Origin of the sequence: Xanthomonas hortorum pv. pelargonii, from assembly GCF_024499015.1 — a bacterium.
In the GTDB taxonomy this organism is placed as follows: domain Bacteria; phylum Pseudomonadota; class Gammaproteobacteria; order Xanthomonadales; family Xanthomonadaceae; genus Xanthomonas; species Xanthomonas hortorum_B.
This window is the reverse complement of sequence record NZ_CP098604.1, coordinates 1,715,796-1,740,695: the sequence shown is the minus strand read 5'-3', so window position 1 is coordinate 1,740,695 and position 24,900 is coordinate 1,715,796. Positions and strand designations below refer to the sequence as shown.

Below are 24,900 nucleotides of genomic sequence, written 5' to 3'. Positions count from 1 at the left end.
CCTAGAGGTGACTACTAGGCTCCGTATATATCCAGATGTGAATACTCTAACGGATGCGCCCGGGCGATGCAATAGCAATTGCATACCGCCCTGACAAGCAAATGCTCTACCGCCCGGCTACGCAAAAGCCCTATCGCTTGGCAGGCGCGCCACTGCGTGGAATTGGCAGTTATGTCCGCCAGGCCCCTCGCCGCGAGAGTGCTTGCAGCGCGGCTCCAAATGATCGAGCATCAAACAGCACTGTTTGATAGCTCGATCATGACATCACCCATGTCCATCACCACCTTGGCCGCCCTCGCCAGTGCCGGCGTGCTGCGCACCGTGCAGCTGGTCGGCCAGGTCGGCGGCTACACCGTGATGGTGCGGGTTGGCCAAACCGAAAAGCAACTGACCGGCCAGCGTGGCGAGCCACGCGTGTTTGCCTCGCTCGACACCGCCGCCGCCCAGCTGCTGGCGCTGGGCGTGACGGTGTTCGAGGTGCTGCCGGCCAACTACGTGCGCGCGCCCAAGGTCTACCGACGCGGCCGCCCTGCCGCGCTCAAGGCGTTGGCCAAGATCCAGCGCGAGGGCAAACCCGCCAAGCCGCCGGCCAAGAAGCGGGCCGGCGCGGCGACGGTGGCCACCGTCGCCAAGATCCTGCCCAGCGATCGGGCGCAGCTGAAATTGCCCGGCTTGCCGCGCACCCGGAAAGCTGCCCGTGCCACCAGAGCATCCCCATGACCACTGCAACGCGCCTGCAGCTGCAGGCCACGGTCGATGCGATCGCTGCCCACGCCTACATCGCGCCACCGCGCGTGAGGCTCTGGCGGCATCGCAATGCACGCTATAACGCGCTCACGCACACCATCGCGGTGTCCCAAACACTCGCGCTCACACTCGATGCCAACCAGCGTTACACCTTGCTCGCCCACGAAGTGGGCCATGCCCAGCGGCGCGCCACGATGCTCAAGCGGGTCGGCAGCTACTTCTGGCCGCCAGCGCTCGCGCTGGTGGTTGGCGCGATGACCGCTGCCGCTGTCGGCAGCTTCGCCGCAAAGCCGCTGGCCATCACCGACCCGCAGACCTTGTGTGCGCTTGTGCTGGGCATTGTTGCAGCCGTGGTCGCTGGGCAGCTTGCCGAGCGCACCGATCGACGCGCCCGCCGGGACAGCTACGCCGAGGAACTGCGCGCTGACCGTTTTGCCAATCGCATGGCCGGTGATCCGGCTGCTATGACAGCTGTGCTGCACGCGTGCGCCCGGATCAAGGATGGCGGCGAGCTAGGTGCTGAGGCAGAGCGACGCATTGCCTTTGCACGAGACAGTTCAACGCGAACCGGCCAGTCCAGACCCTCTGTTTGTCATCGGCGCCGCTTGAATGGACCTTGTGACCTTTGGTCGCAACCTATTCCTTTCGGGCTGCGGGCGCGATCAGTTCCTTCTGCTCAGGTAGCGGACCGGGACGGAAGCGCCCTCCCGCTCGCGCTTGCGACACGGCAAACTGCACATCATCTTCGGCATCAGAATGACTCTTAATCGAGTGATACGCCCAGGGTTTCCTAGACATCTCAAGGCCATGGAAAATGGTCGATTCGGAGGTGTCTATGAGCAGCAAGCGGTATACGGATGAGTTCAAGATCGAGGCGGTCCGGCAAGTGACTGATCGTGGGTTCAAGGTGGCAGAAGTCGCCGAGCGGCTGGGTGTCACGACGCACAGCCTGTACGCCTGGCTGCGCACGTTCGGCAAGTCTGGCGTGGTGCATCGCGCCGAGGTGGACCAGAGCGCCGAGGTTCGGCGGCTGAAGGCAGAGTTGCGTCGAGTGACCGAGGAGCGCGACATCCTAGAAAGGCCGCCGCGTACTTTGCCAAGGGGTAAAGGCAAAGTACGCCTTCATGCAAGCCCACTGCGGGGAATTCAGGGTGTGTGCGATGTGCCGGGTATTGCGGGTCAACCGGTCGGGTTATTACGCCTGGTTGTGCTCGCCCAACAGTGAGCGCGCCAAGGAAGATGATCGCTTGCTTGGACTAATCAAGCACCACTGGCTGGCCAGCGGCAGTGTCTATGGGCATCGCAAGATCACCACGGATCTGCGCGATCTGGGTGAGCGTTGTAGTCGCCATCGGGTGCATCGGCTGATGCGCACCGAGGGACTGCGTGCCCAGGTGGGCTATGGTCGCAAACCGCGCTTCCATGGAGGGATGCAGTGCAAGGCGGCTGCCAATCTGCTTGACCGACAGTTCGACGTGACGGAGCCGGACACGGCCTGGGCGAGCGATTTCACCTTCATCCGCACGCATGAAGGCTGGATGTACCTGGCTGTTGTGATCGATCTGTTTTCCAGGCAGGTCGTCGGCTGGGCGATGCGCGATCGGGCCGACACCGAGTTGGTCGTGCAGGCCTTGTTGTCTGCGGTGTGGCGGCGCAAACCCAACACTGGTTGCTTGGTTCACTCGGACCAAGGGTCTGTCTACACCAGCGATGACTGGCGCAGTTTCCTGGCGTCCCATGGCTTGGTGTGCAGCATGAGTCGGCGTGGCAACTGCCACGACAACGCACCCGTAGAGAGCTTCTTCGGCCTGCTCAAACGCGAGCGGATCAGGCGGCGGACCTATCCCACCAAGGACGCCGCTCGCGCCGAGGTATTCGACTACATCGAGATGTTCTACAACCCCAACCGCCGCCACGGTTCAACTGGCGACTTGTCCCCTGTAGAGTTTGAACGGCGCTACGCGCAACGAGGGTCTTGAGTGTCTACGGAACCCTGGGCGTATCACCCCGTTGCCCACTGTGTTTGCACGCGCTCGCGCAGGTCAATGGCGAGCCACCGGCGACCACGTGTACCGCCAGCTAAGGGACGACGCGTCACTCGAACACACCGCCAAGCGCGCTACAGCCTGGCGCAGGAGCATGCCGATGTGCGCTGCGATATCCCCATGGAGGCGAACTCGCAGCGCGCAGCGCCAGCCGCCGACGGACGCATCGAAGAGGTGGATGCTTGTGCTTCAGGTTGCGACCGGATAATCGGTGTAACCCTCCGCACCACCGCCGTAGTAAGTGTCACGATCCGGAGACGCGAGCGAGGTCCCTGTCTGCAGGCGTGCCACCAGGTCCGGGTTTGCAATGAAGGGCTGGCCGAACGCGGCCAGGTCGATCACCGCCTGATCGATTAACCGAGTTGCGCGTTCCAGGTTCAATTTGCCCGCAAGGATCACCGTGCCGCCGTATGTGTGCTTGAACGCTGCGAGGAATGTTTCGCTCATGTCCGGGGAACCATTTGCGTGGTTGTCGTTTAGATGCACATACGCAAGCTCACGCTTGGCCAGCTCTTCGGCCAGGTAGAGGTAGCTGGCCTCGCTCTCCGCATACGCGGGCATGTCGAATTGGCGATTGTTCGGTGCAAGGCGGATTCCCACCTTGCGGGAGCCGATGCGCGCGGCCACTGCATCCACGGTCTCGAGAATGAGCCGCGCCCGGTTCTGCAGCGAACCACCGTAGGCGTCGACACGGTCGTTGGTGATCGGGTTGAGGAACTGTTCGAAGAGGTAGCCATTGGCGGCGTGGACCTCGATGCCGTCGAAGCCTGCGTCGATCGCACGCTGGGCCGCCTGCTCGAAATCCCTGACGATGCCTGGCACCTCTTCGGTCTCGAGCGCACGCGCCGGGCTGGGCTCAGCCGTCCCGCGCGTTCCGTCCTCGCGGTAGATAAATGCATAGCTCTTGGAGCTGGATGCAACCGGGCGCGTGCTCGCGCTCACTGGATCGGCGCCATTGGGCTGCAGCGAGGTATGCGACATGCGGCCCACATGCCACAGCTGGGCGAAGATCTTGCCCTGCCGGGCATGCACTGCATCGGTCACCACTTTCCAGCCGGCGACCTGCTCCTGCGACCAGATGCCGGGCACATCAATGTAGCCCTGGCCTTGCTGCGAGACGGGAGTGCCCTCGCTGACAATCAGACCTGCGCTCGCGCGTTGGGCGTAGTACGTCGCCGTCAATGCGTTCGCCACGCATCCCGGATTGCGGGCGCGGGTCATCGGTGCCATGACGACGCGGTTGCTCAGCTGGGTGCCGCCGAGATCGAAGGGTTGGAAGATCTTTAATGTCATGGGGGGGCTATTTGGTAGGGACAGGCTAAAGAAGGTATGGTTGACTTCGATGCACATAAAGGTGCTGAGAGTCCCAGCATTGGGGACACCAATTCCCCAAAGGACTTCCGATGCTCCCTGTCGAGACACTCAATGGACTTGTCACCTTCGCCACCGCTGCACGTTCCAGGACGTTTACCGAGGCGGCCGATTCCCTGGGGATCTCGCGTTCGGCGGTAGGCAAAGCGATCGCCCGCCTGGAGGCGCGGCTGCGCGTGCGTCTGTTCCACCGCACCACGCGGCGCATCGCGCTCACTGCAGATGGTGAATCCTATTTCGCAACATGCGCTGCTGCGTTGGAAGAGATCGCCAGCGCAGAAGCCAGCCTGGCCTCTCAGTCGTCACTGCCGGCCGGCCGGCTGCGTGTGGACATGCCGTCGTCTTTCGGCCGCCACGTCATGTTGCCGATCCTGCTTCGCATCGGCGCAGTGCATCCCGATCTCCATTACACGCTCTCTTTCAACGACCATCTGATCGACCCGGCCCAGGAAGGCATCGACCTGACGATTCGGTTTGGCGGATTGGAGAACTCCGGTGGCCTGGTTGCGCGCAAACTGGGACGGCAGCGACTGGTGTTATGTGCATCACCCGCGTATCTCGCTGCACACGGAACGCCTCGCACGATCAAGGAGCTGCAGGCGCATCGCAGCATCGTCGGCTTCCGCAACGGCCAGTCTGTCGGCTGGAGGTTTGGCGATGAGGTGACCGCCAGCGATTTTGTGCCGCAAGGAACGCACCAGTTGAATGACGGGGACGCTGTCATCGACGCTGCGATCGCAGGTCTGGGCATCTGCCAAATGCCGATCTCGCTGGTGCGCCCGCACATCCAGTCGGGCAGGCTGCAGCTCGTCCTGGAAGAGTGCACGGCCTATTGCATCGAAATTTTCGCGCTCTGGCCGCGCACGCGCCACTTGCGCCCGAAGGTGCGCTACGTGGTGGACGAGTTGGTGCGGCTTTCCGCTATCGGCACCTTCGACTAAAAAGTCACACAATGCGCGCTGCCGCTACCATCGATACCGGTAATCAGGTCCGGCGGCTTGAGTCATTCACTGCGAAAGTTGACCATGAGAGCCAGGCGCAGCGAGGCACGCGGGCTCTCAAATGAATCTAGCTCTATCATCCCGCAGCGAACGCCATCCCGGCGTTCTGCGGCGCACGGGTTGAAGTGCTGCCTGCCTAGTGGGTCTGGGCGTCCCAGAATCCCATGAGCTGCGTAATGGCAGCATCCATCGCCTTGAAGCTCATGCCATCCCTGGCGAGTGTGGATAGCCCAAGCAGGAAGCTGTCGAACACGCATGTGAGTGCAGCGGGGTCGGCATCCGGCCCGAGTTCTCGGTTGGCGATGGCGCGTTCCACGCAGGCGCGGATGCCGGCGCGTGTGCGGGCACGCGAGCGCGTCAGTGGGGTGCAGAGCGCAGAGAGTTCCGGTGATGGTGCACTCATCACTCCCAACGTGACCATGCAGCCCTTTGGGTGGCCGCGCTCGCATTGCATCTTGGCTGAGCGGCGCAGTGCAAGCTCCACCGCCTGCTTTGGAGAAAGCGAGGTGTCCCACAAGCAGTGAGTCACCTTCGCGTAGTTCGCCAGGTAGCGTTCCATGCATTCCTTGAAGAGTGCCTCCTTGGAGCCGAACGCTGCGTAGAAGCTGGGCGCGGTGATGCCGCCGCCAATCGCCGCCTTGAGTTGGCTTAACGAGGTGGATTCGTAGCCCTGTTCCCAGAACAGGTGAAGCGCTTGCTCAACCGCGGTGTCGCGGTCGAAGCTGCGTGGCCTTCCCATCTGTGCCATTGCACTCTCCGATACCTACATACAGACTAGTCGATACATATGTCGTTGACAATGTGGTCGCTTCGTAATATACATACCGAGCGATACATATATGTTTCTTTCGATAGCAGGCACGGACAAGCTGTTCGGTAAATGGCCTGTTTTTTTTGGCTTATATATATACCGATCGATACGGATCGGTGTGATTTGGCCCGAAACTTATCTCAACCAAGGACAGCATGTGACCTCTCCAAACACATCAACGGCCAGTGCAATCCCCGCGCCGTTACCCATCACTGCCCTGTTGGCGCTGGCGATGACCGGTTTCATCTGCATCGTGACCGAAACCCTTCCTGCAGGATTGTTGCCGCATATGTCCGCAGGCCTTGGCATCACTCCCGCCCTGGCTGGGCAGACGGTGACCGCTTATGCGTTGGGTTCGGTGGTGGCTGCAATCCCGCTGACTATCGCGACCCAGCAGTGGAGGCGACGTAACGTGCTGTTGCTCACCATTATCGGCTTCCTGGTGTTCAACTCCATCACTGCACTCTCAACCAACTACAGCTTGACCTTGGTGGCGCGTTTGTTTGCTGGCGCAGCGGCAGGCCTGGCCTGGAGCCTGCTGGCCGGTTACGCCCGGCGCATGGTGCAGCCGGAACAGCAAGGCAGGGCCATGGCGATTGCGATGGTGGGCACACCGATTGCGCTCTCCCTGGGCGTGCCGCTGGGCACCTGGATGGGCGGCATGCTGGGCTGGCGGAGTGCGTTTGCCGCGATGTCGGTTCTGACAGTCGTTTTGATCGTCTGGGTGCTGGTGAAGGTGCCCGATTATCCCGGCCAATCGGCAGCGCAGCGTGTGCCGCTGCGCAAGGTGCTTGGCACTCCTGGCGTGCGTCCCGTGCTCGCCACCGTGATGGCGTGGATGTTGGCCCACAACATCCTCTACACCTATGTGGCGCCATTTGCCGCACACGCGGGGCTGGGCCATCGTGTGGACGTGCTGCTGTTGGTGTTCGGCGCAGCTGCACTGGTTGGTATCGGCGTGGCGGCAAAGCTGGTGGAGCATCACCTGCGTCGCACCGTATTGATCTCGCTGGCGACGTTCTTCGCACTCTCTGTGGTGCTGGCGCTACTGCAGGACATGCAGCCCGTCGTTTACGGGTGTGTGGCGGTGTGGGGTCTGACATTCGGTGGAGCCGCGACGCTGCTGCAGACTGCACTTGCCGATAGCGCAGGAGAAGGGGCCGATGTTGCGCTGTCGCTCAATGTCGTTGCCTGGAACAGTGTCATCGCCGGTGGTGGTGTAGTCGGCGGCGTGCTGCTGGACCAATGGGGCGCGCAGACCTTTCCGGCGGCCATGGCCTTGTTGCTGGCGGCTGGATTTTGCATTGCATGGCGCGCTCGAAGTCACGGGTTTGCTGCGGGCACACGCGCGCCAGTTGTCGGCCATTAGCCTGTTAGCCGTGGCAGTAAATGACGGATCAGCGACATTGCCGACAGCAGGTTGTGGCGGAAGAATCAGCGGACATCTCCTCTGCGGCATCGCCATGGCCCCCCTGATGTTTCACCGCGTTATCCGTCGCGCTGCCTGGGCTGCGTGCATGATCCTTGCCGGGTGTGCCGAGCCGGCGGCGCGGCCTGCACCGCCGGCGCGCGGCGCCCCGGATATCGCTGCAACGGCACAGGCGACGCTGCCGCCCTACCGTGCTCGTACGGCGCGTGCCCGCCCGGTGACTGCGGTGGTGGGAAACAATGCCGGCGTGGAAGTCAGCGACTTTCTGGTGCCGTTCGCGATTCTCTCGCGTGCCGGCACCATGGACGTCGTCGCTGTCACCCTCGATGAGGGGCCACTGGCAACTTTCACCGACCTTGGCAGCCCCGGCTTCAAGATCGCGACAGACACAACCGTGGCCCAGTTCGATGCCGCGCAGCCAGAAGGCGCTGACTACGTCATCGTGGCCGCTCAGGCTTCCGAACCGCGACTACTTGCATGGTTGAAACAGCAATCTGCGCACGGCGCGACCATCGTCACCATCTGCAACGGGGCACTCATCGCCGCACAGATGGGCGTGTTCGATGGTCGCCGCGCCACGGCGCATTGGTCGACCAGCGCCAGCCGCGCCGAGACATTTCCAGCCATGCGCTGGACGCCAAATAGGCGTTATGTCGCGGATGGAACGTGGATCTCTACCGCGGGCGTGAGCGCCGCGATCCCGGCATCGATCGCGTTGGTTGAGGCCATCAGCGGGCAGGCGAAGGCGCAGGAACTGGCATCGACGCTCGGTGCAAAGGATTGGTCGCCGCAGCACGACACTGATGCATTCCGTCCCCGCCTTGGCACAACCGCGTGGCCGCTGGCGCAGGTGCTGTATACCAACCGATGGCTGCACAGTGGCGAGCAGATCGATGTGCTGGGCGCACCCGGGATGGATGAGGCGACACTTGCGCTGACCGTGGATGCGTACTCCACCACTGGGAGAAGCCGCGCGTCCGTCGTCTCTACCACTGGCGCATCCTTCGTCACGCGGCATGGACTTGTCATCGTGCCCGACCGACAGCGCGAGCGGGGCAGCACGGTACCACTCGTCGCCCCGGCCGACCCGATGCCGGTGCCAGCTTTGAATGGTGCGCTCGATGGCATCATGCAACGCTATGGTCGAGCAACTGCCAAGGGCGTTGCGCTGGCATTTGAATATCCCGACTATCCGCGCTGAATGCGCAAGGCCTCCATGTCCGACTCATCTCCTTCGCGTCACGTTGTGCTGCTTGCGCACGAAGACATGAATGTCCTTGACCTCACCGGGCCAGTGCAGGCACTGCACACCGCAAATCAATGCGCGCCCCTGGCTGGGGGCAGTTCGCGCTACCAGATCACCGTCGCGTCCGAGAGCGGTGGCCTGGTGACGACCAGCTCCGGTCTGCAGGTGATGTCGGTGGCGATTGCCTCGCTGGACGATGTCGCCATCGATACGCTGATGGCGCCAGGTGGATGCCGCGGCGCGGTTTACGCCGTCTCGCCTGGATTGGTTGAGTGGGTGGCCGCGCGCGGCGCCAGCGTTCGCAGGCTTTGCTCGATCTGCACCGGTGCGTTTTTGCTTGCCGCCGCAGGGCACCTGGATGGCCGGCGTGCAGCGACCCATTGGGGTTGGGCGGACCGGCTCTCCAGCTTGCACCCGAGCGTGCGCGCGGACGCCGACAAGATCTTCGTGCGCGATGGACATGTGTGGTCATCGGCCGGCGTCACGGCGGGTATCGACCTGACGCTGGCGCTGATCGAGGACGATCATGGTCACCGGCTTGCGATCGATGTGGCACGTCAGCTGGTGGTGTTCGTCAAGCGCTCGGGCGGGCAGTCGCAGTTCAGCACACCGTTGTCGGCGCAGACCAGCGCGGGCGGCGATTTTGCGGAACTGCACGGGTGGATGGCCGCCAACCTGCATGAGGATCTGCGGGTGGAAACGCTTGCCGGCCGCATGAAGATGTCGCCGCGCACGTTCGCACGCGTCTACCGCAGCACATGCGGTGTCACCCCAGCCAAGGCGGTGGAAACGCTACGCGTGGAAGCGGCGCGCCGCCTGCTGGAATCCGGAAACGCGCCGATCAAGCGCATTGCGGCGCTGACCGGTTTATCGGACGAACAGACGCTGCGTCGCACCTTCCTGCATGTCTTGGGCGTAGCCCCGGGCGACTACCGGGATCGCTTCCAGGGCACCGCAGCGGACGAGCGTTTCGCCATCGCCTGATGCATTCATCGTTGCGAGTACGCGATGCGAGAACGTCGGGGAGAGCCTCGGCCACGACGCTCCCAACGCACGGCTACTTCAAACAAAGCGGTAGGTTATTTGATGGTATCGGTCGCTTCGGTACGCGCAGGAGCCACTAACGGACGCGATTCGAAAAGCCTGGTTCCAATGCGCCGCAACAGCGTGTTACCGGGCAGCTCGATGACGCGATACATCAGCCATGCCAGCAAGAAAACCACCAAGGTGATCAGCGCGGCCATGGCCGGGGTATGCGCGTGGTCGCCCAGCAATTTCATGGCGACATAGATCACCGGAATGTTCAGCAGATACATCGAAAAGCTGAACTCGCCACACATCATGATGGGCCGGTGGCCGAACAGCAGCTTGCTCAGCGGTGTATCGAAGGAGAACATGAACACGAAGATGCCCGAGAACAACGCGCCTTCCAGATAGTTGTAGAACTCGCGCTTGCTGCCGAATTCCACCGGCAGGATGCGTGCGATGACCAGGCCGATAACGATCAGCGTCAGGCCTTGCAGCAACGCAAGCGTGCGCATGCCCTTGTCGGACCAGGCTTGATTGCGGAACAACCCGAACAGCACGCCCGAGAAGAAGTACTGCATCTTGGAGCCGACAAAGGTGCCGGGCAGTTGGTCGCGGTAGGAGATCAGCAGAAAAATCGCGGTCAGCACGATTGCAAGCACGGAGGCGTTGCCTTGGTTTCTGAATTTCCACAGTGCGAACCATAGGCCAACGAAGACCGCATAGAACTGCACCTCCGGCGGAATGCTCCACAGCGCGGACACGTTGCCGGAGAACAACAGGTGACGCAGCAGGTTCTGATGGGTGATCGCGTAGACGAATGATGGGTCGATCAAGTTGTAGATCAGATAGGAACCGATCACCACAAACAGATAGGCCGGGGCAATCCGCGAAAAACGCGAGATGCCGTAGCGCACCACGGAGGCGTAGTCGAATTGCTTGTGGCCGTACAGAAAGGCCATCAAGAATCCGCTCAAGGTGAAGAACACCATGACACCCACTTCGCCCGGATACAGATGGCTACGCGAGAAGAATCCGTCTTCCGCAAGATGCGAATAGACCACCAGCAGGGCGGCCAGTCCGCGAATTCCGGTGAGCGCATCGATGCGCTGTGCGGAGCTCATCGATCTTTCCTGCTGATCGGGAGTTGCGGAAAACAGGGGTTTGCGTGGGGCATGGATGGTTTGTCTTTGGCGGCCGGGGGACCTTCCCGCGTGAGTGCGCCTACGTGACAAATTGGTTGCATCCAGCTGTTGGCGTTATGAATGCCGATTCAGTTGCGTGAAAGCAAAGTCGGTGGGGCGATCGGTCGCGCATTTCATCTCCGAGAGAACCGAAATTGTGTGGCAATATATGTTTCGTATATGATTCGTATATCGTTACTTTCGGAGTAGTCATGGGCATCGTCAACATCGACGACGAGCTTCACGATCAGTTGCGCCGCGCGTGCACGGTGACCAGCCGCTCGATCAATGCGCAGGCCAATTTCTGGATCAAGGTCGGCATGTTGTGCGAGATGAATCCGGAGGCGTCGTTTCAGCAGATCGTGGCGCAGGAGCTGCGTGCGGCGGGGGTGCGGCCGCAGGCCTTGAAGCCAGCACGGGCATGATCAAGTCGCCGGACGAAGTTGCCTTGATGGCTGCCTCCGGTCAGCTGCTGGCGCAGGTGTTTCATGCGCTGGATCAGCTGCCGCTCGAAGGCCGCAGCACGCTGGAACTCAACGACTTTGTCGAGCGGATGATTGTCGATGAGTTGGATGCGCGACCGGCCAGCAAGGGCCAGTACGATTTTCCATTCGTGCTCAACGCCTCGATCGACGATGTGGTCTGCCACGGTGTGCCATCGGCCGATGATGTGCTGCGCAATGGGCAGATCGTCAACCTGGATATCACGCTGGAGAAAAACGGGTTCATTGCCGATTCCAGCACCACGTACCTTGTTGGCGAGGTGGCGTACCCGGCACGGCGGTTGGTGCAAACCACGTATCAGGCGATGTGGAAAGGGATCGCGGCGGTGCGCCCTGGTGCGCGATTAGGCGACATCGGCCATGCAATTGCGCGGCATGCGCGCGAGCACGGCTATAGCGTGGTGAAGGAATATTGCGGGCACGGCATCGGGCGTGAGATGCATGAAGACCCGCAGATTCTGCATTACGGCCACGCCGGCACCGGGATGGAGCTGCAGGACGGCATGGTGTTCACCATCGAGCCGATGATCAATCAGGGCAGGGCGGCGATTCGCGCCGAGCCGGATCAATGGCCGGTGCATACGCGCGACGGCAAGTTGTCGGCGCAGTTCGAGCACACCGTGGCGGTGACGCGCACCGGCGTGCGTGTGCTGACGCCAGCGCGTTTGCTCAACCGCGTTTTCGACCTGCGCTAATGAAAAACAGGCCAGCTGGGTGCTGGTCACCGGAATCCGCCGTTTGAACACGGGCAGTCCCCATCTGAAATACGGCCGATTCCAGGCGATCTGCAGAACGCCTTCGATCACCAACAGCACAAGCAACAGCTTGAACATCGGGCATCCGTTGTCGAGTGTTGAATCGACTGTAGCAACTCGGTATGCGGGCTGCGCGGCCCGTCTTGTTCTGCAGTGCTTCAACGCGTTAGCATCGACATTCGTCTATAGCGACCTCTTCCGACACCATGACGCCACCCTGACCTGACGCATCACGCGCTCGCAGTCTCTGCGAAGGTCCAGGTGTTCGACGTTCATGTATTCGCGCCGTGTGTTTGCCGGTGCGCGGAGTCGTTTCAATGTCCAGATTTTTCTCGTTGCGCCAGCAATGGTTCGGCAATGTGCGTGGCGATGTGCTCGCCGGCATCGTGGTTGCACTTGCCCTCATTCCCGAGGCGATCGCGTTTTCGATCATTGCCGGTGTCGACCCCAAGGTGGGGCTCTACGCTGCGTTCTGTATCGCGGTGGTGACCTCCATCGCCGGTGGCCGCCCTGGCATGATTTCCGCAGCGACCGGCGCGATGGCGCTGTTGATGGTGGAGTTGGTCAAGGATCACGGGGTGCAGTATCTGTTGGCGGCTACCGTCCTGGCGGGTGCGCTGCAGCTGATCGCGGCGGCGTTTCGGCTGGGCGCGTTGATGCGCTTCGTGTCGCGCTCGGTGATCACCGGCTTCGTCAATGCGTTGGCGATCCTGATCTTTCTTGCGCAGTTGCCGGAGCTGATCGGCATGCCATGGCCGGTTTATGCGGTGTGTGCAGCGGCCTTGGCCATCATCTATCTGCTTCCGCGCCTCACCACGGCAATTCCCTCGCCGCTGGTTGCCATCGTGGTGCTCACCGTGGCGTGTGCGTACTGGCAGATCGATATCCGCAGCGTGGGCGATATGGGCCGTCTGCCCGACAGTTTGCCGGTGTTTCTGCTGCCGGATGTGCCGCTGCGCTGGGAGACGGTACGCATCCTGCTGCCGGTGTCGACGACGCTGGCGGTGGTGGGATTGCTGGAGTCGTTGATGACCGCGCAGATCGTCGAAGACATGACCGATACGCCGTCGCAACGCAACCGCGAATGCGCCGGCCAGGGGCTGGCAAACATGCTTGCCGGCTGCTTCGGCGGCATGGCCGGTTGCGCGATGATCGGGCAATCGGTGATCAACGTGCGCTCCGGCGGGCGTGGGCGCCTGTCGTGCATGGTGGCCGGCGTGGTGCTGTTGCTGATGGTGGTCTACGGCGCCAACTGGGTGCGGCAGATTCCGATGGCGGCGCTGGTGGCGGTGATGATCATGGTCAGCATCGGCACCTTCAGCTGGGAATCGCTACGCGATCTGCGCACGCACCCCAAGAGTTCTTCGGTGGTGATGCTCGGCACCGTCGTGGTCACGGTGTGGACGCACGATCTGGCCAAAGGCGTCTTTGCCGGGGTGTTGTTGTCGGCACTGTTCTTCGCGCGCAAGGTCGGGCGCATGTTGCAGGTGCAGGAAATCGATCGCGACGACGGTATGCGGGTCTATGCCGTGCGCGGCCAGGTGTTCTTTGCCTCGGCCGCGCAGTTTGCCGCCAGCTTCGATGTGCTGCGCACGCCGCCCAGGGTGCTGATCGACCTCACCCACGCGCACTTCTGGGATATCAGCGCGGTGGCAGCGCTGGATCGGGTGATGCTCAAGCTGCGTGCGCACGGCGCCACAGTCGACATCGTCGGCTTGAATCAGGCCAGCGACACGCTGATCGAGCGCTTAGGAACCCACCGGCGCGCTGGCGCGCGCTTGCGGGTGGGTCACCGAGGTCTGTCGCTCATGCGCGGCGGTGGCGGCGCCCGGCGCAGTTGTAGCAGACGCATGCTCGCCGAGCAGCGCGCTGAGGCGGCGGTGGCACTCCCGGAAGGCGAGCGCAGAGGCCGGCATGTCGCAGGCGTCGAACGTTTGTGCCTCTGCCTTCCAGGATGCGAGCAGGTCGTGCAGATCGTGGATCAGGCTCGGCATGGTGTTTCCTTTGTAGGCGTGATGGTAGCTACGGACGGAAGCGCGGTCCGGATGCAGTGCCGGCGAGACAGCCTCATGCGTCACCGGATGACGTGGCTGCGACGAGCGGTCCGGCCGGTGCGCAGGACACACGTGCGCATCACATGGCCGGGAGGAGGGTGGCTTTGCGGTCCTTTGCCGCTGGAGCTGATCATGAGCAGTTACGAAAACGGCGTAGACGACCCGACCACACCGCCTAACGGCGTCAAGGCACCCGGCAAGGATCATGCAGCGATCCAGGACGGGCCTGCGCAGGACAGCGAGATCGACGACGACGATGCCATCGAAGACGAAGTGGATGCCGACGTGGATCTGGACGATGACGAAGAAGACGATGAGGTCGACGAAGAGGATGAGCAGTAGCCGCTCTGAATCAATGCGTGCACTGGTGCGTTGCTGAGTTCAAGAAGATGCCGCATGTGTTGCGGCATGTTCTGGCTGTGGCCGCGCTGGCTGCTTAAACTGGCTGGCCCTCAATCACGTTGACGTCCATGGATCATTTGCCGCCACTGCCTTCCATCGCGCTCGGGCAGTACCGCCACTTCAAGGGTGGCCGTTATGAGGTGCTAGGTGTCGTGCGCAGTAGCGAGACGCTTGAGCCGCAGGTGCTCTACCGCCCGTTGGACAGCGACATCGGCATGTGGGTGCGGCCCTATGCGATGTTTGTCGAGCAGGTCGAAGTGGAGGGAATTGAACGCCCGCGCTTTGAGTTTGTGGAGTAACGGTTGCCTGCAGCTCACAGGGCCAATAGCCGTCTTTTTTGTCGTGCATGGCGATGGTGTGAAGCCAATCAAAAGCCCGGGCATGCCCGGGCTTTTTACATCGCGTACCTAATCGGTAATCAGCTCAGGTCGCAATTGCTTGGCTGCGGCCAGGTGGTGGCGGGCAGCATGGCCTTGACGGCGGCCGGTGCGGTGATGCCGATGGCGCTGGCGCCGTACAGATCTTCCAGTTCGTCGATGCTGACGATGTAGCTATCGAGCGAACCGAGCGTGGCGCTGTTGGGAATCAGCCAGCTGATCGCGCGCGTGCCGCCGCTCGGGTTGGCGGTGATGATCGTCTTCCAGAAGAAATCCGGGGTGCGGATGCCGTGGCTGGTCAGGAAGTAATCGTTGGTGGTGTCGCTGTAGATCACCCCGCCGTAGACCTGCACGCTGGCGATGTCGCGGTAACACTCGGCCACGTTTTCGGCACGCACCCAGATGCCCTGGTTGAAGCTGGCCACCTGCGGCACGATGTTGGACATCAGGTTGGCGCGACGGATGTAGGTCGCGTTGTAGTCCATGTGGTTGGAGGTCACCAGGTGGCCGCGATCGTAGCCGGTGCGCACGCTGGCGTAGGAGGCAGTGGAGGTCTGGCCGGCGCAGCCGCTGGGCAGTTCGGTATCCAGATTGAAGCTGGACGGACGCGCCGCCGAGCCGGTATCGGCCTGCAGGACGTATTCGTAGCGCAGCGCGGTGTGGTTGGTGCAGTCGTAGCTCAGGGTGTAACCGCCCTTGTTGAGGGTGACGACCTGTGCATTTGCGGTGGCACTGAAAGCGGTGAGAAGCAGAACGGCGAAGAAGGTCCTGAAGCGCATGGGAGTGAATCTCCTTGGAATCATTCGGACGCACGAAGCCACCGCCGGCTGCCGGTGAGCAGATCGACGTTCAGCGGAACGCGCGCTGGAAGGGGGAACAGGTTGGCTCGGTGGTTAGCGAGCGCAACAGCTATCTCACGCAAATGTTTCTTGTTGGTGACGTGGGCGTGAGGAATGTGCACTCGCACCACTTTTTTCGATAAAAGTGTGATGTTTATCAGGATTTTTCGTGCATACGGCGCGCAGGCGATAAGCGATTGGTTATGCCCGGAGCGGGCAGATGCGCGTTTGAACCGTGCTTTTGCAGCGGCGCGCAATCAGCAATGCGCTGTGGGTAACGTCGGAGGACCACTGACGTGAAGGTCAGGAAGTACGCCAGCTTCGGCTGGCCCTGTCGGCAACGCAGGGGCACTCCTCGATGGGAAGGGGGAGCGGCTCGCCGGGCAACACTGCCGGATCACCACATCGCCTCAGCTTCGCAATCGCATGATCCCAAAACGAAAAACCCCCTCGTCTGCAGTGCGTGCAGAGAGGGGTGTCGAGCGTGCGGCGAGGCGTTCGGGTCGATCGATCGATCGACCCGCTATGCGACGTGTCGTACCAGCTGCTGTTCGGTGGCAGGCTCCAGTTGGAACTGCGAGACCAATTGCGTGAGCGTGCTGGATTGCTTCTCCATCGCCCGTGCCGCAGCCATGGCTTCTTCCACCAATGCCGCATTCTGCTGCGTGGTCTCGTCCATCTGGATGACGGTCTGGTTGACCTGCTCGATGCCGGCCGACTGCTCGCTGGAAGCCGCGGTGATCTCGCCCATGATGTCGGTGACGCGATTCACGCTGGCCACGATCTCGGTCATGGTGGTGCCGGCCTTGCGCACCAGTGCCGAGCCTTCGGCCACCTTGCCCACCGATGCAGCGATCAGCCCCTTGATCTCCTTGGCCGCACCGGACGAGCGCTGTGCCAAGGTGCGCACCTCGCTTGCCACCACGGCAAAACCGCGGCCCTGTTCGCCGGCACGTGCCGCTTCCACCGCCGCGTTCAAGGCCAGAATATTGGTCTGGAACGCGATGCCGTCGATGACGCTGATGATCTCGGCGATCTTCTTGGACGAGGTTTCGATGCCCGACATGGTGCCGACCACCTGGCTGACCACCTCGCCACCTTGCGAGGCCACGCCGGCAGCGCTGCGTGCAAGCGCGTTGGCTTGACGGGCGTGTTCGGCGTTTTGCTTGACGGTGGCGGTGAGTTCTTCCATCGAGGCAGCGGTTTCTTCCAGGTTGGCGGCCTGCAACTCGGTACGCCGCGACAGATCCTGATTGCCGGCGGCAATTTCACCGGCAGCGGTATCGATCTCCGAGGACGAATGCTGGATGCGCCCGACGATATCGGTCAGGCGATCCACCGTGGTGTTGGCATCGTCGCGCATGCGCGCAAAGACACCGGAAGAAGTGCCGTGCATGCGTGTGGTCAGATCGCCGCTGGCAATGGCCTGCAACACCTGCGACACCTCGCCAAGACTCTTGTCCGAGGTGCTCATCAAGTGATTGAGATCCACCACGATCTGGCGGAAATCGTGTTCGAACGCGGTCTCGTCGCCACGTGCGCTGAAGTCGCCCGCCGCCGCAGCCGAGGCCAGCCGCTTGATCTCGCCGTTGATGGACAACAGGCTGGCCCGCACATCGTTGATCGATTGGCTGATCACCGCTTTTTCGCCAGCGCAGCCGAGGCCAGCCGTTTGATCTCGCTGTTGATCGACAACAGGCTGGCCCGCACATCGTTGATCGATTGGCTGATCACCGCTTTTTCGCCCGGCAACGGCGCCAGCTGCTGCGACAGATCGCCTGCGGCATAGCGTTCGGTCAACGCAACGATCTGCATGGTCACTGCGAGATGGCTGGACACCAGCGTGTTGCTGGCGCGCACCATGCTGCCGAATTCGCCGGGAAATTCCTGCTCGGCAATACGGTGACTGACCATGCCGGCTTCGTGCTTGTCGCCCATCTCGGTCTGCGCCTGGATCACGCGACGCAGCTGACGCTGCATGCTGTCCATCGCCTGCAGGAGTTGGCCCACTTCGTCGTTGCGATCGATCGAGATGGTGTTCTCCAACTTTCCCGACGACACCGCATGTGCAATGCCGATCGCGCGATTGAGCGGCTGGGTGATGGCACGCGCCACGATCCAGCCAAAACCAATGCACACCACCGCGCCGACCAACCCCAGGATCAGGCCGCCCATGCTCGCGGTGATCGAACTGTCCAGTGCTTCCTGCACGGTGCCGCGAAACCGCGCATCGGCGCGCTTCTGCATGGCGGTGAGGGTGCTGCGATAGGTCTCCAGTGCCGGTGCCATCGCGCTCATCTGCTGCGCATCGGGCTCGCGCTGCTCCACGAACGCGGCAGCCACGCCGTGCGCAAGGCTGTAGTACTGATCGAACTCCTTGCCCAGGCGTGCCAGCTCTTTTGCATTGGCCGGGTCGGCCTTTTGCAATTTTATGTACGAGCCGTGGATCTCGTCGGCCACCGGCTTGGTGGCCGCCAACATATCGGCATCGCCCGCAGCGGCCGCGCCATTGAGCCCGTTAATGAGCTTGTCCAGCGCCGCCACGTTGCGCGTCATCGCATCGAGCATGGGGAAATGCACGTCGCGCACCGCTTCCAGCCGGTCGTTGTTGCGGTGAAACACCAGCGTACTGAAGGCCACATAGCTCGATAGGCAAATGGTCGCCACCGCTGCCGGCATCAGGATTTTCCAGAACAACGGTAGCGACAGAATGCGTCTCATGACTTGAGTCTCGAGCAGGTGGCGGGTCACGGCTTCAGGACGACCTTGACGCTGGCGTCCACTGCACTGGCGCTGATGTAACCGATGGCGCCCGGTGTGGCCGCAACGGCCTTCTTGACCGCGTCATCGCCGCTGACACGCTTGGGACGCTGCGCCTTGCCGGTGAACATCAGCTGGGACCAATACGACTTCAGCTGCGCCGAATCGCGCGAGGCCACTTTCTTGTAGAACTCATCGCGGGTGGCGACGCCTTCTTCCTGATCGATCGGCACGGCCGCGCCGCCGCCGGGCAGGCTGTTGGATTTGGCCAGGAAGATCTGCGACACCTGCGCAGCGCTCAGGCTGTCCGGGCCGCCCTTGGCCGACATCACCACCACGACATCGGCATTGGCACAGAACGCAGTCAGCGACAACGCAGCAAGCAGGGAGGCTGCAAAACACTTGGAAATGGTCATGGGGGCTCTCTTAGAACACGAAGTCGACGGACGCCGACAGCAGGTTGTAGCTGCCGCCCGGACGGAAGCCCGGCTGGATGTTGTTCAACGACCCGAACGAGCCCGCGTTGTTGTTGATGTGGCTGGCCTGCAACTTGAACGCGACGCTCTCACGCGCGTCCCAACGCAGCGCAGCGGTGAAGCTGTGACGGCCGCTTTCGGCCTGCGCCAGGGCGCGTGTCATCACCCCGACAGGATCCTGACCGGGGGCGATGGTCGGGCCTTTGCGATCGACATTGGCATAGGTGATCGACGGCGTCAGCGTGCCGAAACGCCCGCCCACACTGAGATAGCCGGAGGTGGTCTTGCCGTTGAGCGAAGGCGAGTAATCGGCGCGAATCACTTCGCTGCGCAGGAACCAGCTGCCCGGATCGTAGGCATAGCCAACGCTGGCGAAGCTGCCGTCCACGCCGTAGGTGGTCAGGCGGTCGGCCAACGCCGGGTTGATGCGCTGATAGACCGAGAACAGGCGGTCCAGCTGCGGGGTGTCGAAATCGGTGGTGCCCACGATGTAGGCGGCGCGGAACGTCGACGCACCGGATTCCAGGCCCAGCGCCAGGCCGCGCATGGCGTACACATCGGCCTTCTTCGAATTGATGCGGCCGTAAAAGCCCTGCACGCTGACCACGCTTTCGCCCGCATTGATGGTGTACACGCCTTCGACGCCGTCCATCGGCAGCAAGTAGTTGTAGACCTCGTAGGGCGGACGCACCCACGGCGTGGCGTAGCCGACGCGCTGGTACTCCGAGAGCATGTACAGCGGCGCAGTGATGCGGCCCAGGCGTGCGGCGAACTGCGGGCCGAACTGGTACTTCACATGCGCCAGTGTGACCTTGGGATCGTAATCGCCACGCTCGGCGTACTCACTGGTCACCTGCAACACGCCGGTGAACTTCTCGGTGAAGTTGGCATTGACCTGGCCGGCGATGCGCGAGTCCGGACGGGCCGAGGTGGAGTGACTGGCGCCTGCGCCTTCTTCGGTCTGGATGTCGGGCGTGAAGTCGGCCTGGTCCTCGGTCGAATGCATCACGCCCAGCGTGCCGAAGCCGCTGAAGGAAAACATCGCGTCCTGCTGCGCATAGGCGCAGGTCGACGAAACCAGGGCAATGGCGCCACTGAGAAGCTTGACGGTCACCTTATTGAAATCTCGGCTGATTGTGATGGACGCAGCGCCATGGCGGCGCGCGGGCAGAACGGTGATGGGCGTCGCAACACCCTGGATTGCGGTAGCGGCCGTCTGCATCGTTGCTTTAGCGAGATTTTTACAATTCAAATTGACTGGTTGAAATTTCGAAGGGCTGTAGAAATTGACGATAGTGATGCTCTATCGAGATGCCTGATTCACGGGTTTGAAACAGCTTGCGTCAGTATCTGCGGACATAATCGTCCGCAATTGTGGCCTGTCGGTTGCCGGCGCGATAAATGATGGAGTTAGAACGCCAAGGCCGTCTTTTATGCAGTCGAATTGGACAGTGCTGCTGTTGCCTTGAGCGCGCGCGATAACAAAATCGCCACGCACTGGCAAGCCAGGCGTGGCGATTCTTCGAGTTACTTCGATCGACCGTGTTAGTGATTTATCGCTAGTGGGAATTTCGCCATCAAGGACTTTTCAGTAGTACGCAGGAGCGACGAAGTAACCACCGACGAGTTACTGAAACCGGTTACTGCTGCTCCGCCGGCAGTTTGACCACCACCTTGATCTCGAACCGAAAACCAGCCAGCCAGGTCACGCCCACTGCGGTGACGGTGGGATAGGGCGCCGGGCCCCAGTAGCTGACCCACTTTTCCCACATGGCCTCGAAGACCACTTCCGGGTTGACCATGAACAAGGTGACGTCGACGACGTCCTGCGAGGTGCAACCGGCCGCTGCGAGGATGGCGTCGAGATTGTCGAAAGCGCGGGCGATCTCTGCGGCCAGCTCCGGTTCCGGCGAGCCGTCTTCGCGGCTGCCGACCTGGCCGGCGACGAACAACAAGCCCTCGGCGCGCACCGCCGGGGAATAGCGATGGCGCTCATACAGGGCGTGGCGCCCCTGCGGAAAAACAACGTCACGTGTTGCCATGGGGATCTCCATCAAGCGTCTAGTCGGAACAGACAGCCACGGTAAGCGCTTGCGCGGCTGTGATAAATCGGCAACCCCGGCCAACACTATTTGTAGAATCCAAACAATCTTGGAGTCGGGAGTGGCGATGGATCGGTTCGACGCGATGCAGGCGTTTGCGCGTGTGGTTGAGACCGGCAGTTTCACCAAGGCAGCCGAGACCTTGCACATGAGCCGGGCCAGCGTGACCCAGTTGGTGCAGCAGCTGGAGGCACGCCTGCGCGTGACCTTGCTCAACCGCACCACGCGCCGGGTGCATGTCACTGCCGACGGCGCGGCGTACTACGAGCGTGTGCTGCGGCTGCTGGCAGACATGGACGATGCGGAGACCAGCCTGTCGGATGCATCGGCGCTGCCGCGCGGGCGCTTGCGCGTGGATGTGCCCAGCCCATTGGCGCGCCTGATCCTGATGCCGGCGCTGCCGACATTTCATGCGCGCTATCCGGATATCCAGCTGGATATGGGCGTGAGCGACCGCCGCGTGGATCTGATTGGCGAGAACGTGGATTGCGTGGTGCGCGGCGGCATCATCACCGATCAATCGTTGATTGCGCGCCGTGTGGGCGACCTGCAGGCGGGTGTGTATGCGGCGCCTTCGTATCTGCAGCGGCTGGGCACGCCGGCGCACCCGCAGGAGCTGGAAAACACCCAGCATCGCTGTGTCGGTTTCATGCGTTGGAGCAACAACAAGACCGTGCCCTATGTCATGCAGCGCGGCAATGAAGCGGTGAATCTGCAGGGGCGTTACGTGGTGGCGTCCGACGATGGCAACGCCTATCTGGCCGCAGGCCTGGCCGGCATGGGCGTGCTGTGGTTGCCGGTGTACATGGCCAAGGCGCATGTCGCCAGTGGCGAGCTGGTGCAACTGTTCGACGACTGGTCACTGGAGCCGATGCCACTGTCGATCGCGTTCCCGCCCAACCGGCATGTCAGCGCCAAGCTGCGGGTGTTTATCGATTGGGTGATTGCGTTGATGGCCGAGCATGCACCGGTGGGGGCGCCTGCACTGCGGTGACCGGAGTGATGCGACAGAAACGCGCACTGCATTGCCGATCCCACACGATGGAATCGGCAATGCCGATGAATCATTCTGCCAGCTGACGCCGCACCGGATAACGCCAGCCATTGATCGCCGCATACGGCGAGCGTGCATAGATCCATTGCAAGCGTGCATCGCCATCGGCGCGGAATGCGGCATCGTCTGCAAGCTTGCGTTCGAACTCGGCGCGCAGGGTTGCGTCGCTGCGCAACACGCGCTCGGTGAAGTCCACCAGCTCGGCGCCGTACAAGCCACTGTCGGGGCTGCCCGCATTGCGGAAACGCCCGCTGGCCAGCAGCGAATCGCTGCTCTGCGGTTCCAGCAACGCTGCCGCCAGCATGCGCATCGGTTGATCGGCGGGCACGCGGATGCTGCCGGCGGCAAAGGTTTCCTGCAGGGTGTCGGCGTGCGGCGTCTGGATGCCGGCCTCCTTGACCACGCGGATCTGCTGCACCTTCACCTGGTGCGGTTGCTGCAAGCGTTCGAATGTAATGCCGTGTGCCTTGAGCAGTTCGACCACATCGTCGTTGCCGGGCGGAATCCACCAAGCGAGCGGGTAGCGCACCGCCTGGGTCTGGCGATAGCCGATCACCGGCATGGTCCAGGTTTCATCGCGGCCTTCCCAGCGCAGCTCCTGCCGGCCGGACACTGGCGAGAGCGCGCGGGTGTAGCTCACGCCTTTGAACGGCACATGGGCGATCGGCTGTTGCAGGCGTTCCCAGGCAACCATCAATTCCTGCGGGCGTGCGGCGCGATCGGCGCGCTTGGCTGCGTCGATTTTCCTGGCATCGCGGCCGACCACGCGCAGCGCTTCTTCCAGCAACACGTAGTCGCCGAGCACGCGCTGCCGGTACGACTTCAAACGATGGTTCTCCACCAGCACGGTGGGAATGCCGGCAAAATCGCCATACCCGGTGGAATAGCGCGGGCCTTCCGGTGCGTAACGCAGGCCCGAGCGCGGCTCGTCTTCGTCGATCAGGCTCGGGTAGATCGCAGGCTCATGGCCCTGGCTGCGCAGCGCGGTGTTCATTGCCGGCGTGAAGCGCTGCTGCAGCCAGTCGGCAGTGGCGCGCGAGCGTGCGTAGGTGCCCCAACCGGCGAAGGTAAAGGTGATGTCGTACTGATGATCCAGCCCGCCGCTGACATGCAGATCGATGTAGAGCGCCGGATCGAGTGTATGCAGCAACGCGACCATCGCGCGCGTTTCCGGCGCTTCCAGGTTGAGGTAATCGCGGTTGAGATTGATGCCGCGTGTGGTGGTGTTCCAGCCCATCTGTTGCGGGCCGCGCAGGGCGGCGCCGATCAGCGGGCCGCGTTGCTCGTGACCATCGGCATTGAAGATCGGCACGAACACGAAATCCACCTGGTCGAGCAGGTGATCTTTGCCGCGTTGGGCGATATCGCGCAGCAACATCAAGCCGGCATCCTTGCCGTCGATTTCGCCGGCATGAATGGCCGCCTGCGCCAGCACCACCGGCTTGCCGGGTGTGCCCTTGTGCGCGCGCACCAGCAGCAAATCGCGGCCCTCACTGCTCTTGCCGAATACTTCCAACGACAGCAGCGGCGAGGCGGCGACCAGGCGTTCCAGCCACGCGCGCGTTTCGTCATAGCTGGGCGTGCTGGCGAAATCGTTGCGCTCCACCGGCGTGCTCCACGGATCGCCCGGCTTGACGATCAATGCCTCGCTGGCGCCATGCCAGGCGCGCACCGGCGGCAGTGGTGCGCTGGTGTCGATGGTCTGCGCGTTGGCGTGTGCGGCAGCGAACAGCGTCGCCGCGAGCAAACTGGCGCAGGCGTGCCGGGAAGTACGGGCTGCGTGGGCGGTTGCAGCGTTGGCGGACGCGTATTGATTGCGTGGAGGGGCAGGTGAGCCGTGCAGGCAGGAGTGGCGCGTATCGGAGGTCATGTGCGGCGTAGGGGTCTCGATCGAAGGGGAAGAGCGCGGCGCTGCGCAGGCGCCTGCATCTAATGTGATAACATATCATTTCAGTAGGCGAGCTTTCTTATCATGCCCTTCAGCACTACACCGACCCCCGCGATTTGCGTCAGCAACCTCCACGTGGCCTACCGCGGCCGCGCCGTGTTGCAGGGGCTGAATCTGCAGGTCTGGCCGGGCAGTGTCTACGCCTTACTGGGCGGCAACGGCGCTGGTAAATCCTCCACGCTTTCCACCCTGCTCGGTTTCGTCAAACCCAGCTCCGGCAGCTTGCTGGTGGATGGCATCGACCCGGTCGCCACCCCCGGCGCTGCGCGTGCCCGGCTGGCCTATCTGCCGGAAAACGTCGCGCTCTACGAGCATCTGAGCGCAATCGAAAATGCCGACTATCTGCTTGCGCTCGCCGGCCAACGCCGCAGCCAAACCGAGATCGGCCAGGCGTTCGCCGCTGCCGGTCTGCAACGCGAAGCCTGGAGCCAGCGGCTGGCGGGATTTTCCAAAGGCATGCGCCAGAAAGTGGCGATCGCGGTCGCCACCTTGCGCCAGGTGCCGGTGCTGCTGCTGGACGAGCCCACCTCCGGTCTGGATCCGCGCGCCATCGCCGATTTCAACCGCCTGGTCAGCAGCGTGCGTGAGCGCGGCGGTGCGGTGCTGATGGTCACCCACGACCTGCTTGGTGCGGTGGATGTGGCCGACCGGATTGGGTTTCTGGAAAACGGACGTATTGCCGAAGAAATCGGCGCCGGCGACAGCGGCTTCGATGTGCGCACCTTGCATGCACGCTTCGCGCGCCCGCAGGATCAGGCTGCATGAGCGTT

The 24,900-nt window shown here is 62.5% G+C and carries 23 protein-coding genes and 2 pseudogenes; 14 read left to right on the top strand and 11 right to left on the bottom strand.

Translation table 11 applies throughout. The annotated features are described in order from the left end of the window. Window positions 1–258: 258 nt before the first annotated feature. The 3 genes from NDY25_RS07765 to NDY25_RS07755 all read left to right on the top strand — a co-directional run bounded on the left by NDY25_RS07765 (window position 259) and on the right by NDY25_RS07755 (window position 2,726). Window positions 259–720, top strand: coding sequence for a hypothetical protein (locus NDY25_RS07765; RefSeq protein WP_256627864.1), 462 nt, complete (start codon window positions 259–261; stop codon window positions 718–720). Next, the gene (locus tag NDY25_RS07760; protein ID WP_233366680.1) at window positions 717–1,514 is read left to right on the top strand and encodes a M48 family metalloprotease; all 798 of its coding nucleotides are present in this window, start codon (window positions 717–719) and stop codon (window positions 1,512–1,514) included. Before NDY25_RS07765 ends, NDY25_RS07760 begins: the two co-directional genes overlap by 4 nt. A gap of 68 nt (window positions 1,515–1,582) precedes the next feature. After that, window positions 1,583–2,726 (top strand): IS3 family transposase gene (locus tag NDY25_RS07755; protein WP_256627863.1). Its coding sequence is split into 2 segments (ribosomal slippage): window positions 1,583–1,824 and window positions 1,823–2,726, totalling 1,146 coding nucleotides; the frame shifts between segments, so codons are not numbered across the junction. Between the two features lie 255 nt (window positions 2,727–2,981). Here the strand turns inward: NDY25_RS07755 and NDY25_RS07750 are convergent. Beyond that, window positions 2,982–4,085, bottom strand: a complete 1,104-nt coding sequence (locus tag NDY25_RS07750) for an alkene reductase (RefSeq protein WP_168957282.1) — start codon at window positions 4,083–4,085, stop codon at window positions 2,982–2,984. 110 nt (window positions 4,086–4,195) lie between these two features. On the opposite strand from NDY25_RS07750, the gene NDY25_RS07745 reads away from it, so the two are divergent. Continuing rightward, on the top strand, window positions 4,196–5,104 hold the full coding sequence (locus NDY25_RS07745; RefSeq protein ID WP_168957281.1) for a LysR family transcriptional regulator: 909 nt from the start codon (window positions 4,196–4,198) through the stop codon (window positions 5,102–5,104). 196 nt (window positions 5,105–5,300) lie between these two features. On the opposite strand, the gene NDY25_RS07740 is transcribed toward NDY25_RS07745, so the two are convergent. Further along, window positions 5,301–5,912 carry a TetR/AcrR family transcriptional regulator gene (locus NDY25_RS07740; RefSeq protein WP_168957280.1) on the bottom strand — a complete coding sequence of 204 codons (612 nt, stop codon included), beginning with the start codon at window positions 5,910–5,912 and terminating at the stop codon, window positions 5,301–5,303. Between the two features lie 220 nt (window positions 5,913–6,132). On the opposite strand from NDY25_RS07740, the gene NDY25_RS07735 reads away from it, so the two are divergent. The 3 genes from NDY25_RS07735 (at window position 6,133) to NDY25_RS07725 (ending at window position 9,634) form a co-directional block, all read left to right on the top strand. Beyond that, complete coding sequence (locus NDY25_RS07735; RefSeq protein ID WP_168957279.1) at window positions 6,133–7,344, top strand: MFS transporter; 1,212 nt, start codon at window positions 6,133–6,135, stop codon at window positions 7,342–7,344. A 148-nt stretch (window positions 7,345–7,492) separates the two neighbouring features. After that, entirely contained in the window at window positions 7,493–8,605 is a 1,113-nt protein-coding gene (locus NDY25_RS07730; RefSeq protein WP_256627862.1) for a DJ-1/PfpI family protein, read from the top strand. 66 nt (window positions 8,606–8,671) lie between these two features. Next, complete coding sequence (locus NDY25_RS07725; protein WP_251755113.1) at window positions 8,672–9,634, top strand: GlxA family transcriptional regulator; 963 nt, start codon at window positions 8,672–8,674, stop codon at window positions 9,632–9,634. Between the two features lie 95 nt (window positions 9,635–9,729). Here the strand turns inward: NDY25_RS07725 and NDY25_RS07720 are convergent, their stop codons facing one another. Continuing rightward, complete coding sequence (locus NDY25_RS07720; protein WP_168957276.1) at window positions 9,730–10,800, bottom strand: acyltransferase family protein; 1,071 nt, start codon at window positions 10,798–10,800, stop codon at window positions 9,730–9,732. A gap of 272 nt (window positions 10,801–11,072) precedes the next feature. On the opposite strand from NDY25_RS07720, the gene NDY25_RS07715 reads away from it, so the two are divergent. The 3 genes and pseudogenes from NDY25_RS07715 to NDY25_RS07705 form a co-directional block, all read left to right on the top strand. Then, a complete protein-coding gene (locus NDY25_RS07715) occupies window positions 11,073–11,285 on the top strand; it encodes a ParD-like family protein (RefSeq protein WP_023905360.1) in 213 nt (70 codons plus the stop codon). Continuing rightward, window positions 11,282–12,058 (top strand): type I methionyl aminopeptidase, encoded by a 777-nt coding sequence (gene map, locus NDY25_RS07710; RefSeq protein WP_168957275.1) that lies wholly within the window; start codon window positions 11,282–11,284, stop codon window positions 12,056–12,058. Before NDY25_RS07715 ends, map begins: the two co-directional genes overlap by 4 nt. A gap of 377 nt (window positions 12,059–12,435) precedes the next feature. Then, window positions 12,436–13,911: pseudogene (locus NDY25_RS07705) on the top strand (SulP family inorganic anion transporter); the annotation flags it as partial. Here the strand turns inward: NDY25_RS07705 and NDY25_RS07700 are convergent. Further along, window positions 13,867–14,112 carry a hypothetical protein gene (locus tag NDY25_RS07700; protein ID WP_168957274.1) on the bottom strand — a complete coding sequence of 82 codons (246 nt, stop codon included), beginning with the start codon at window positions 14,110–14,112 and terminating at the stop codon, window positions 13,867–13,869. The pseudogene NDY25_RS07705 and the gene NDY25_RS07700 sit on opposite strands and share 45 nt — an antisense overlap. 192 nt (window positions 14,113–14,304) lie before the next feature. Here NDY25_RS07700 and NDY25_RS23120 point away from each other — a divergent pair, with 192 nt between their 5' ends. Both NDY25_RS23120 and NDY25_RS07695 read left to right on the top strand, forming a co-directional pair. Next, the gene (locus NDY25_RS23120; protein ID WP_168957273.1) at window positions 14,305–14,514 is read left to right on the top strand and encodes a hypothetical protein; all 210 of its coding nucleotides are present in this window, start codon (window positions 14,305–14,307) and stop codon (window positions 14,512–14,514) included. Between the two features lie 128 nt (window positions 14,515–14,642). After that, window positions 14,643–14,873, top strand: a complete 231-nt coding sequence (locus NDY25_RS07695) for a DUF1653 domain-containing protein (protein ID WP_168957272.1) — start codon at window positions 14,643–14,645, stop codon at window positions 14,871–14,873. A 119-nt stretch (window positions 14,874–14,992) separates the two neighbouring features. Here NDY25_RS07695 and NDY25_RS07690 read toward each other — a convergent pair whose 3' ends face one another. From NDY25_RS07690 to NDY25_RS07660, 6 genes and pseudogenes are all read right to left on the bottom strand, one after another. Continuing rightward, a complete protein-coding gene (locus NDY25_RS07690; RefSeq protein WP_168957271.1) occupies window positions 14,993–15,730 on the bottom strand; it encodes a DNA/RNA non-specific endonuclease in 738 nt (245 codons plus the stop codon). A 20-nt stretch (window positions 15,731–15,750) separates the two neighbouring features. Then, window positions 15,751–16,047 carry a hypothetical protein gene (locus NDY25_RS07685; protein WP_256627861.1) on the bottom strand — a complete coding sequence of 99 codons (297 nt, stop codon included), beginning with the start codon at window positions 16,045–16,047 and terminating at the stop codon, window positions 15,751–15,753. Window positions 16,048–16,313: 266 nt separating this feature from the next. Further along, a pseudogene (locus tag NDY25_RS22865) lies at window positions 16,314–18,541 on the bottom strand (methyl-accepting chemotaxis protein). Next, window positions 18,538–18,966, bottom strand: coding sequence for a type 2 periplasmic-binding domain-containing protein (locus tag NDY25_RS07670; protein ID WP_168957270.1), 429 nt, complete (start codon window positions 18,964–18,966; stop codon window positions 18,538–18,540). The pseudogene NDY25_RS22865 and the gene NDY25_RS07670 overlap by 4 nt, the downstream one beginning before the upstream one ends. 10 nt (window positions 18,967–18,976) lie before the next feature. Continuing rightward, window positions 18,977–20,161: a hypothetical protein gene (locus NDY25_RS07665; RefSeq protein ID WP_168957304.1), complete on the bottom strand. Its 1,185-nt coding sequence runs from the start codon at window positions 20,159–20,161 to the stop codon at window positions 18,977–18,979. 505 nt (window positions 20,162–20,666) lie between these two features. Next, on the bottom strand, window positions 20,667–21,068 hold the full coding sequence (locus NDY25_RS07660; RefSeq protein WP_168957269.1) for a Rid family hydrolase: 402 nt from the start codon (window positions 21,066–21,068) through the stop codon (window positions 20,667–20,669). A 127-nt stretch (window positions 21,069–21,195) separates the two neighbouring features. Between NDY25_RS07660 and NDY25_RS07655 the strand changes: the two genes are divergently transcribed. Next, window positions 21,196–22,122 carry a LysR family transcriptional regulator gene (locus tag NDY25_RS07655; RefSeq protein WP_168957268.1) on the top strand — a complete coding sequence of 309 codons (927 nt, stop codon included), beginning with the start codon at window positions 21,196–21,198 and terminating at the stop codon, window positions 22,120–22,122. 70 nt (window positions 22,123–22,192) lie between these two features. Here NDY25_RS07655 and NDY25_RS07650 read toward each other — a convergent pair whose 3' ends face one another. Beyond that, window positions 22,193–23,929 carry a M14 family metallopeptidase gene (locus NDY25_RS07650; protein ID WP_425526349.1) on the bottom strand — a complete coding sequence of 579 codons (1,737 nt, stop codon included), beginning with the start codon at window positions 23,927–23,929 and terminating at the stop codon, window positions 22,193–22,195. Between the two features lie 225 nt (window positions 23,930–24,154). On the opposite strand from NDY25_RS07650, the gene NDY25_RS07645 reads away from it, so the two are divergent. Beyond that, on the top strand, window positions 24,155–24,895 hold the full coding sequence (locus NDY25_RS07645; protein WP_168957266.1) for an ABC transporter ATP-binding protein: 741 nt from the start codon (window positions 24,155–24,157) through the stop codon (window positions 24,893–24,895). Window positions 24,896–24,900 lie beyond the last annotated feature (5 nt).

Coding starts and splice junctions, on each gene's coding strand:
- NDY25_RS07700 (WP_168957274.1), bottom strand. CDS start 14,112: ATGCCGAGCCTGATCCACGATCTGCACGACCTGCTCGCATCCTGGAAG.
- NDY25_RS07655 (WP_168957268.1), top strand. CDS start 21,196: ATGGATCGGTTCGACGCGATGCAGGCGTTTGCGCGTGTGGTTGAGACC.
- NDY25_RS07725 (WP_251755113.1), top strand. CDS start 8,672: ATGAATGTCCTTGACCTCACCGGGCCAGTGCAGGCACTGCACACCGCA.
- NDY25_RS07695 (WP_168957272.1), top strand. CDS start 14,643: ATGGATCATTTGCCGCCACTGCCTTCCATCGCGCTCGGGCAGTACCGC.
- NDY25_RS23120 (WP_168957273.1), top strand. CDS start 14,305: ATGAGCAGTTACGAAAACGGCGTAGACGACCCGACCACACCGCCTAAC.
- NDY25_RS07720 (WP_168957276.1), bottom strand. CDS start 10,800: ATGAGCTCCGCACAGCGCATCGATGCGCTCACCGGAATTCGCGGACTG.
- NDY25_RS07660 (WP_168957269.1), bottom strand. CDS start 21,068: ATGGCAACACGTGACGTTGTTTTTCCGCAGGGGCGCCACGCCCTGTAT.
- NDY25_RS07745 (WP_168957281.1), top strand. CDS start 4,196: ATGCTCCCTGTCGAGACACTCAATGGACTTGTCACCTTCGCCACCGCT.
- NDY25_RS07730 (WP_256627862.1), top strand. CDS start 7,493: ATGATCCTTGCCGGGTGTGCCGAGCCGGCGGCGCGGCCTGCACCGCCG.
- NDY25_RS07645 (WP_168957266.1), top strand. CDS start 24,155: ATGCCCTTCAGCACTACACCGACCCCCGCGATTTGCGTCAGCAACCTC.
- NDY25_RS07750 (WP_168957282.1), bottom strand. CDS start 4,085: ATGACATTAAAGATCTTCCAACCCTTCGATCTCGGCGGCACCCAGCTG.
- NDY25_RS07690 (WP_168957271.1), bottom strand. CDS start 15,730: ATGCGCTTCAGGACCTTCTTCGCCGTTCTGCTTCTCACCGCTTTCAGT.
- NDY25_RS07765 (WP_256627864.1), top strand. CDS start 259: ATGACATCACCCATGTCCATCACCACCTTGGCCGCCCTCGCCAGTGCC.
- map (WP_168957275.1), top strand. CDS start 11,282: ATGATCAAGTCGCCGGACGAAGTTGCCTTGATGGCTGCCTCCGGTCAG.
- NDY25_RS07715 (WP_023905360.1), top strand. CDS start 11,073: ATGGGCATCGTCAACATCGACGACGAGCTTCACGATCAGTTGCGCCGC.
- NDY25_RS07740 (WP_168957280.1), bottom strand. CDS start 5,912: ATGGCACAGATGGGAAGGCCACGCAGCTTCGACCGCGACACCGCGGTT.
- NDY25_RS07670 (WP_168957270.1), bottom strand. CDS start 18,966: ATGACCATTTCCAAGTGTTTTGCAGCCTCCCTGCTTGCTGCGTTGTCG.
- NDY25_RS07760 (WP_233366680.1), top strand. CDS start 717: ATGACCACTGCAACGCGCCTGCAGCTGCAGGCCACGGTCGATGCGATC.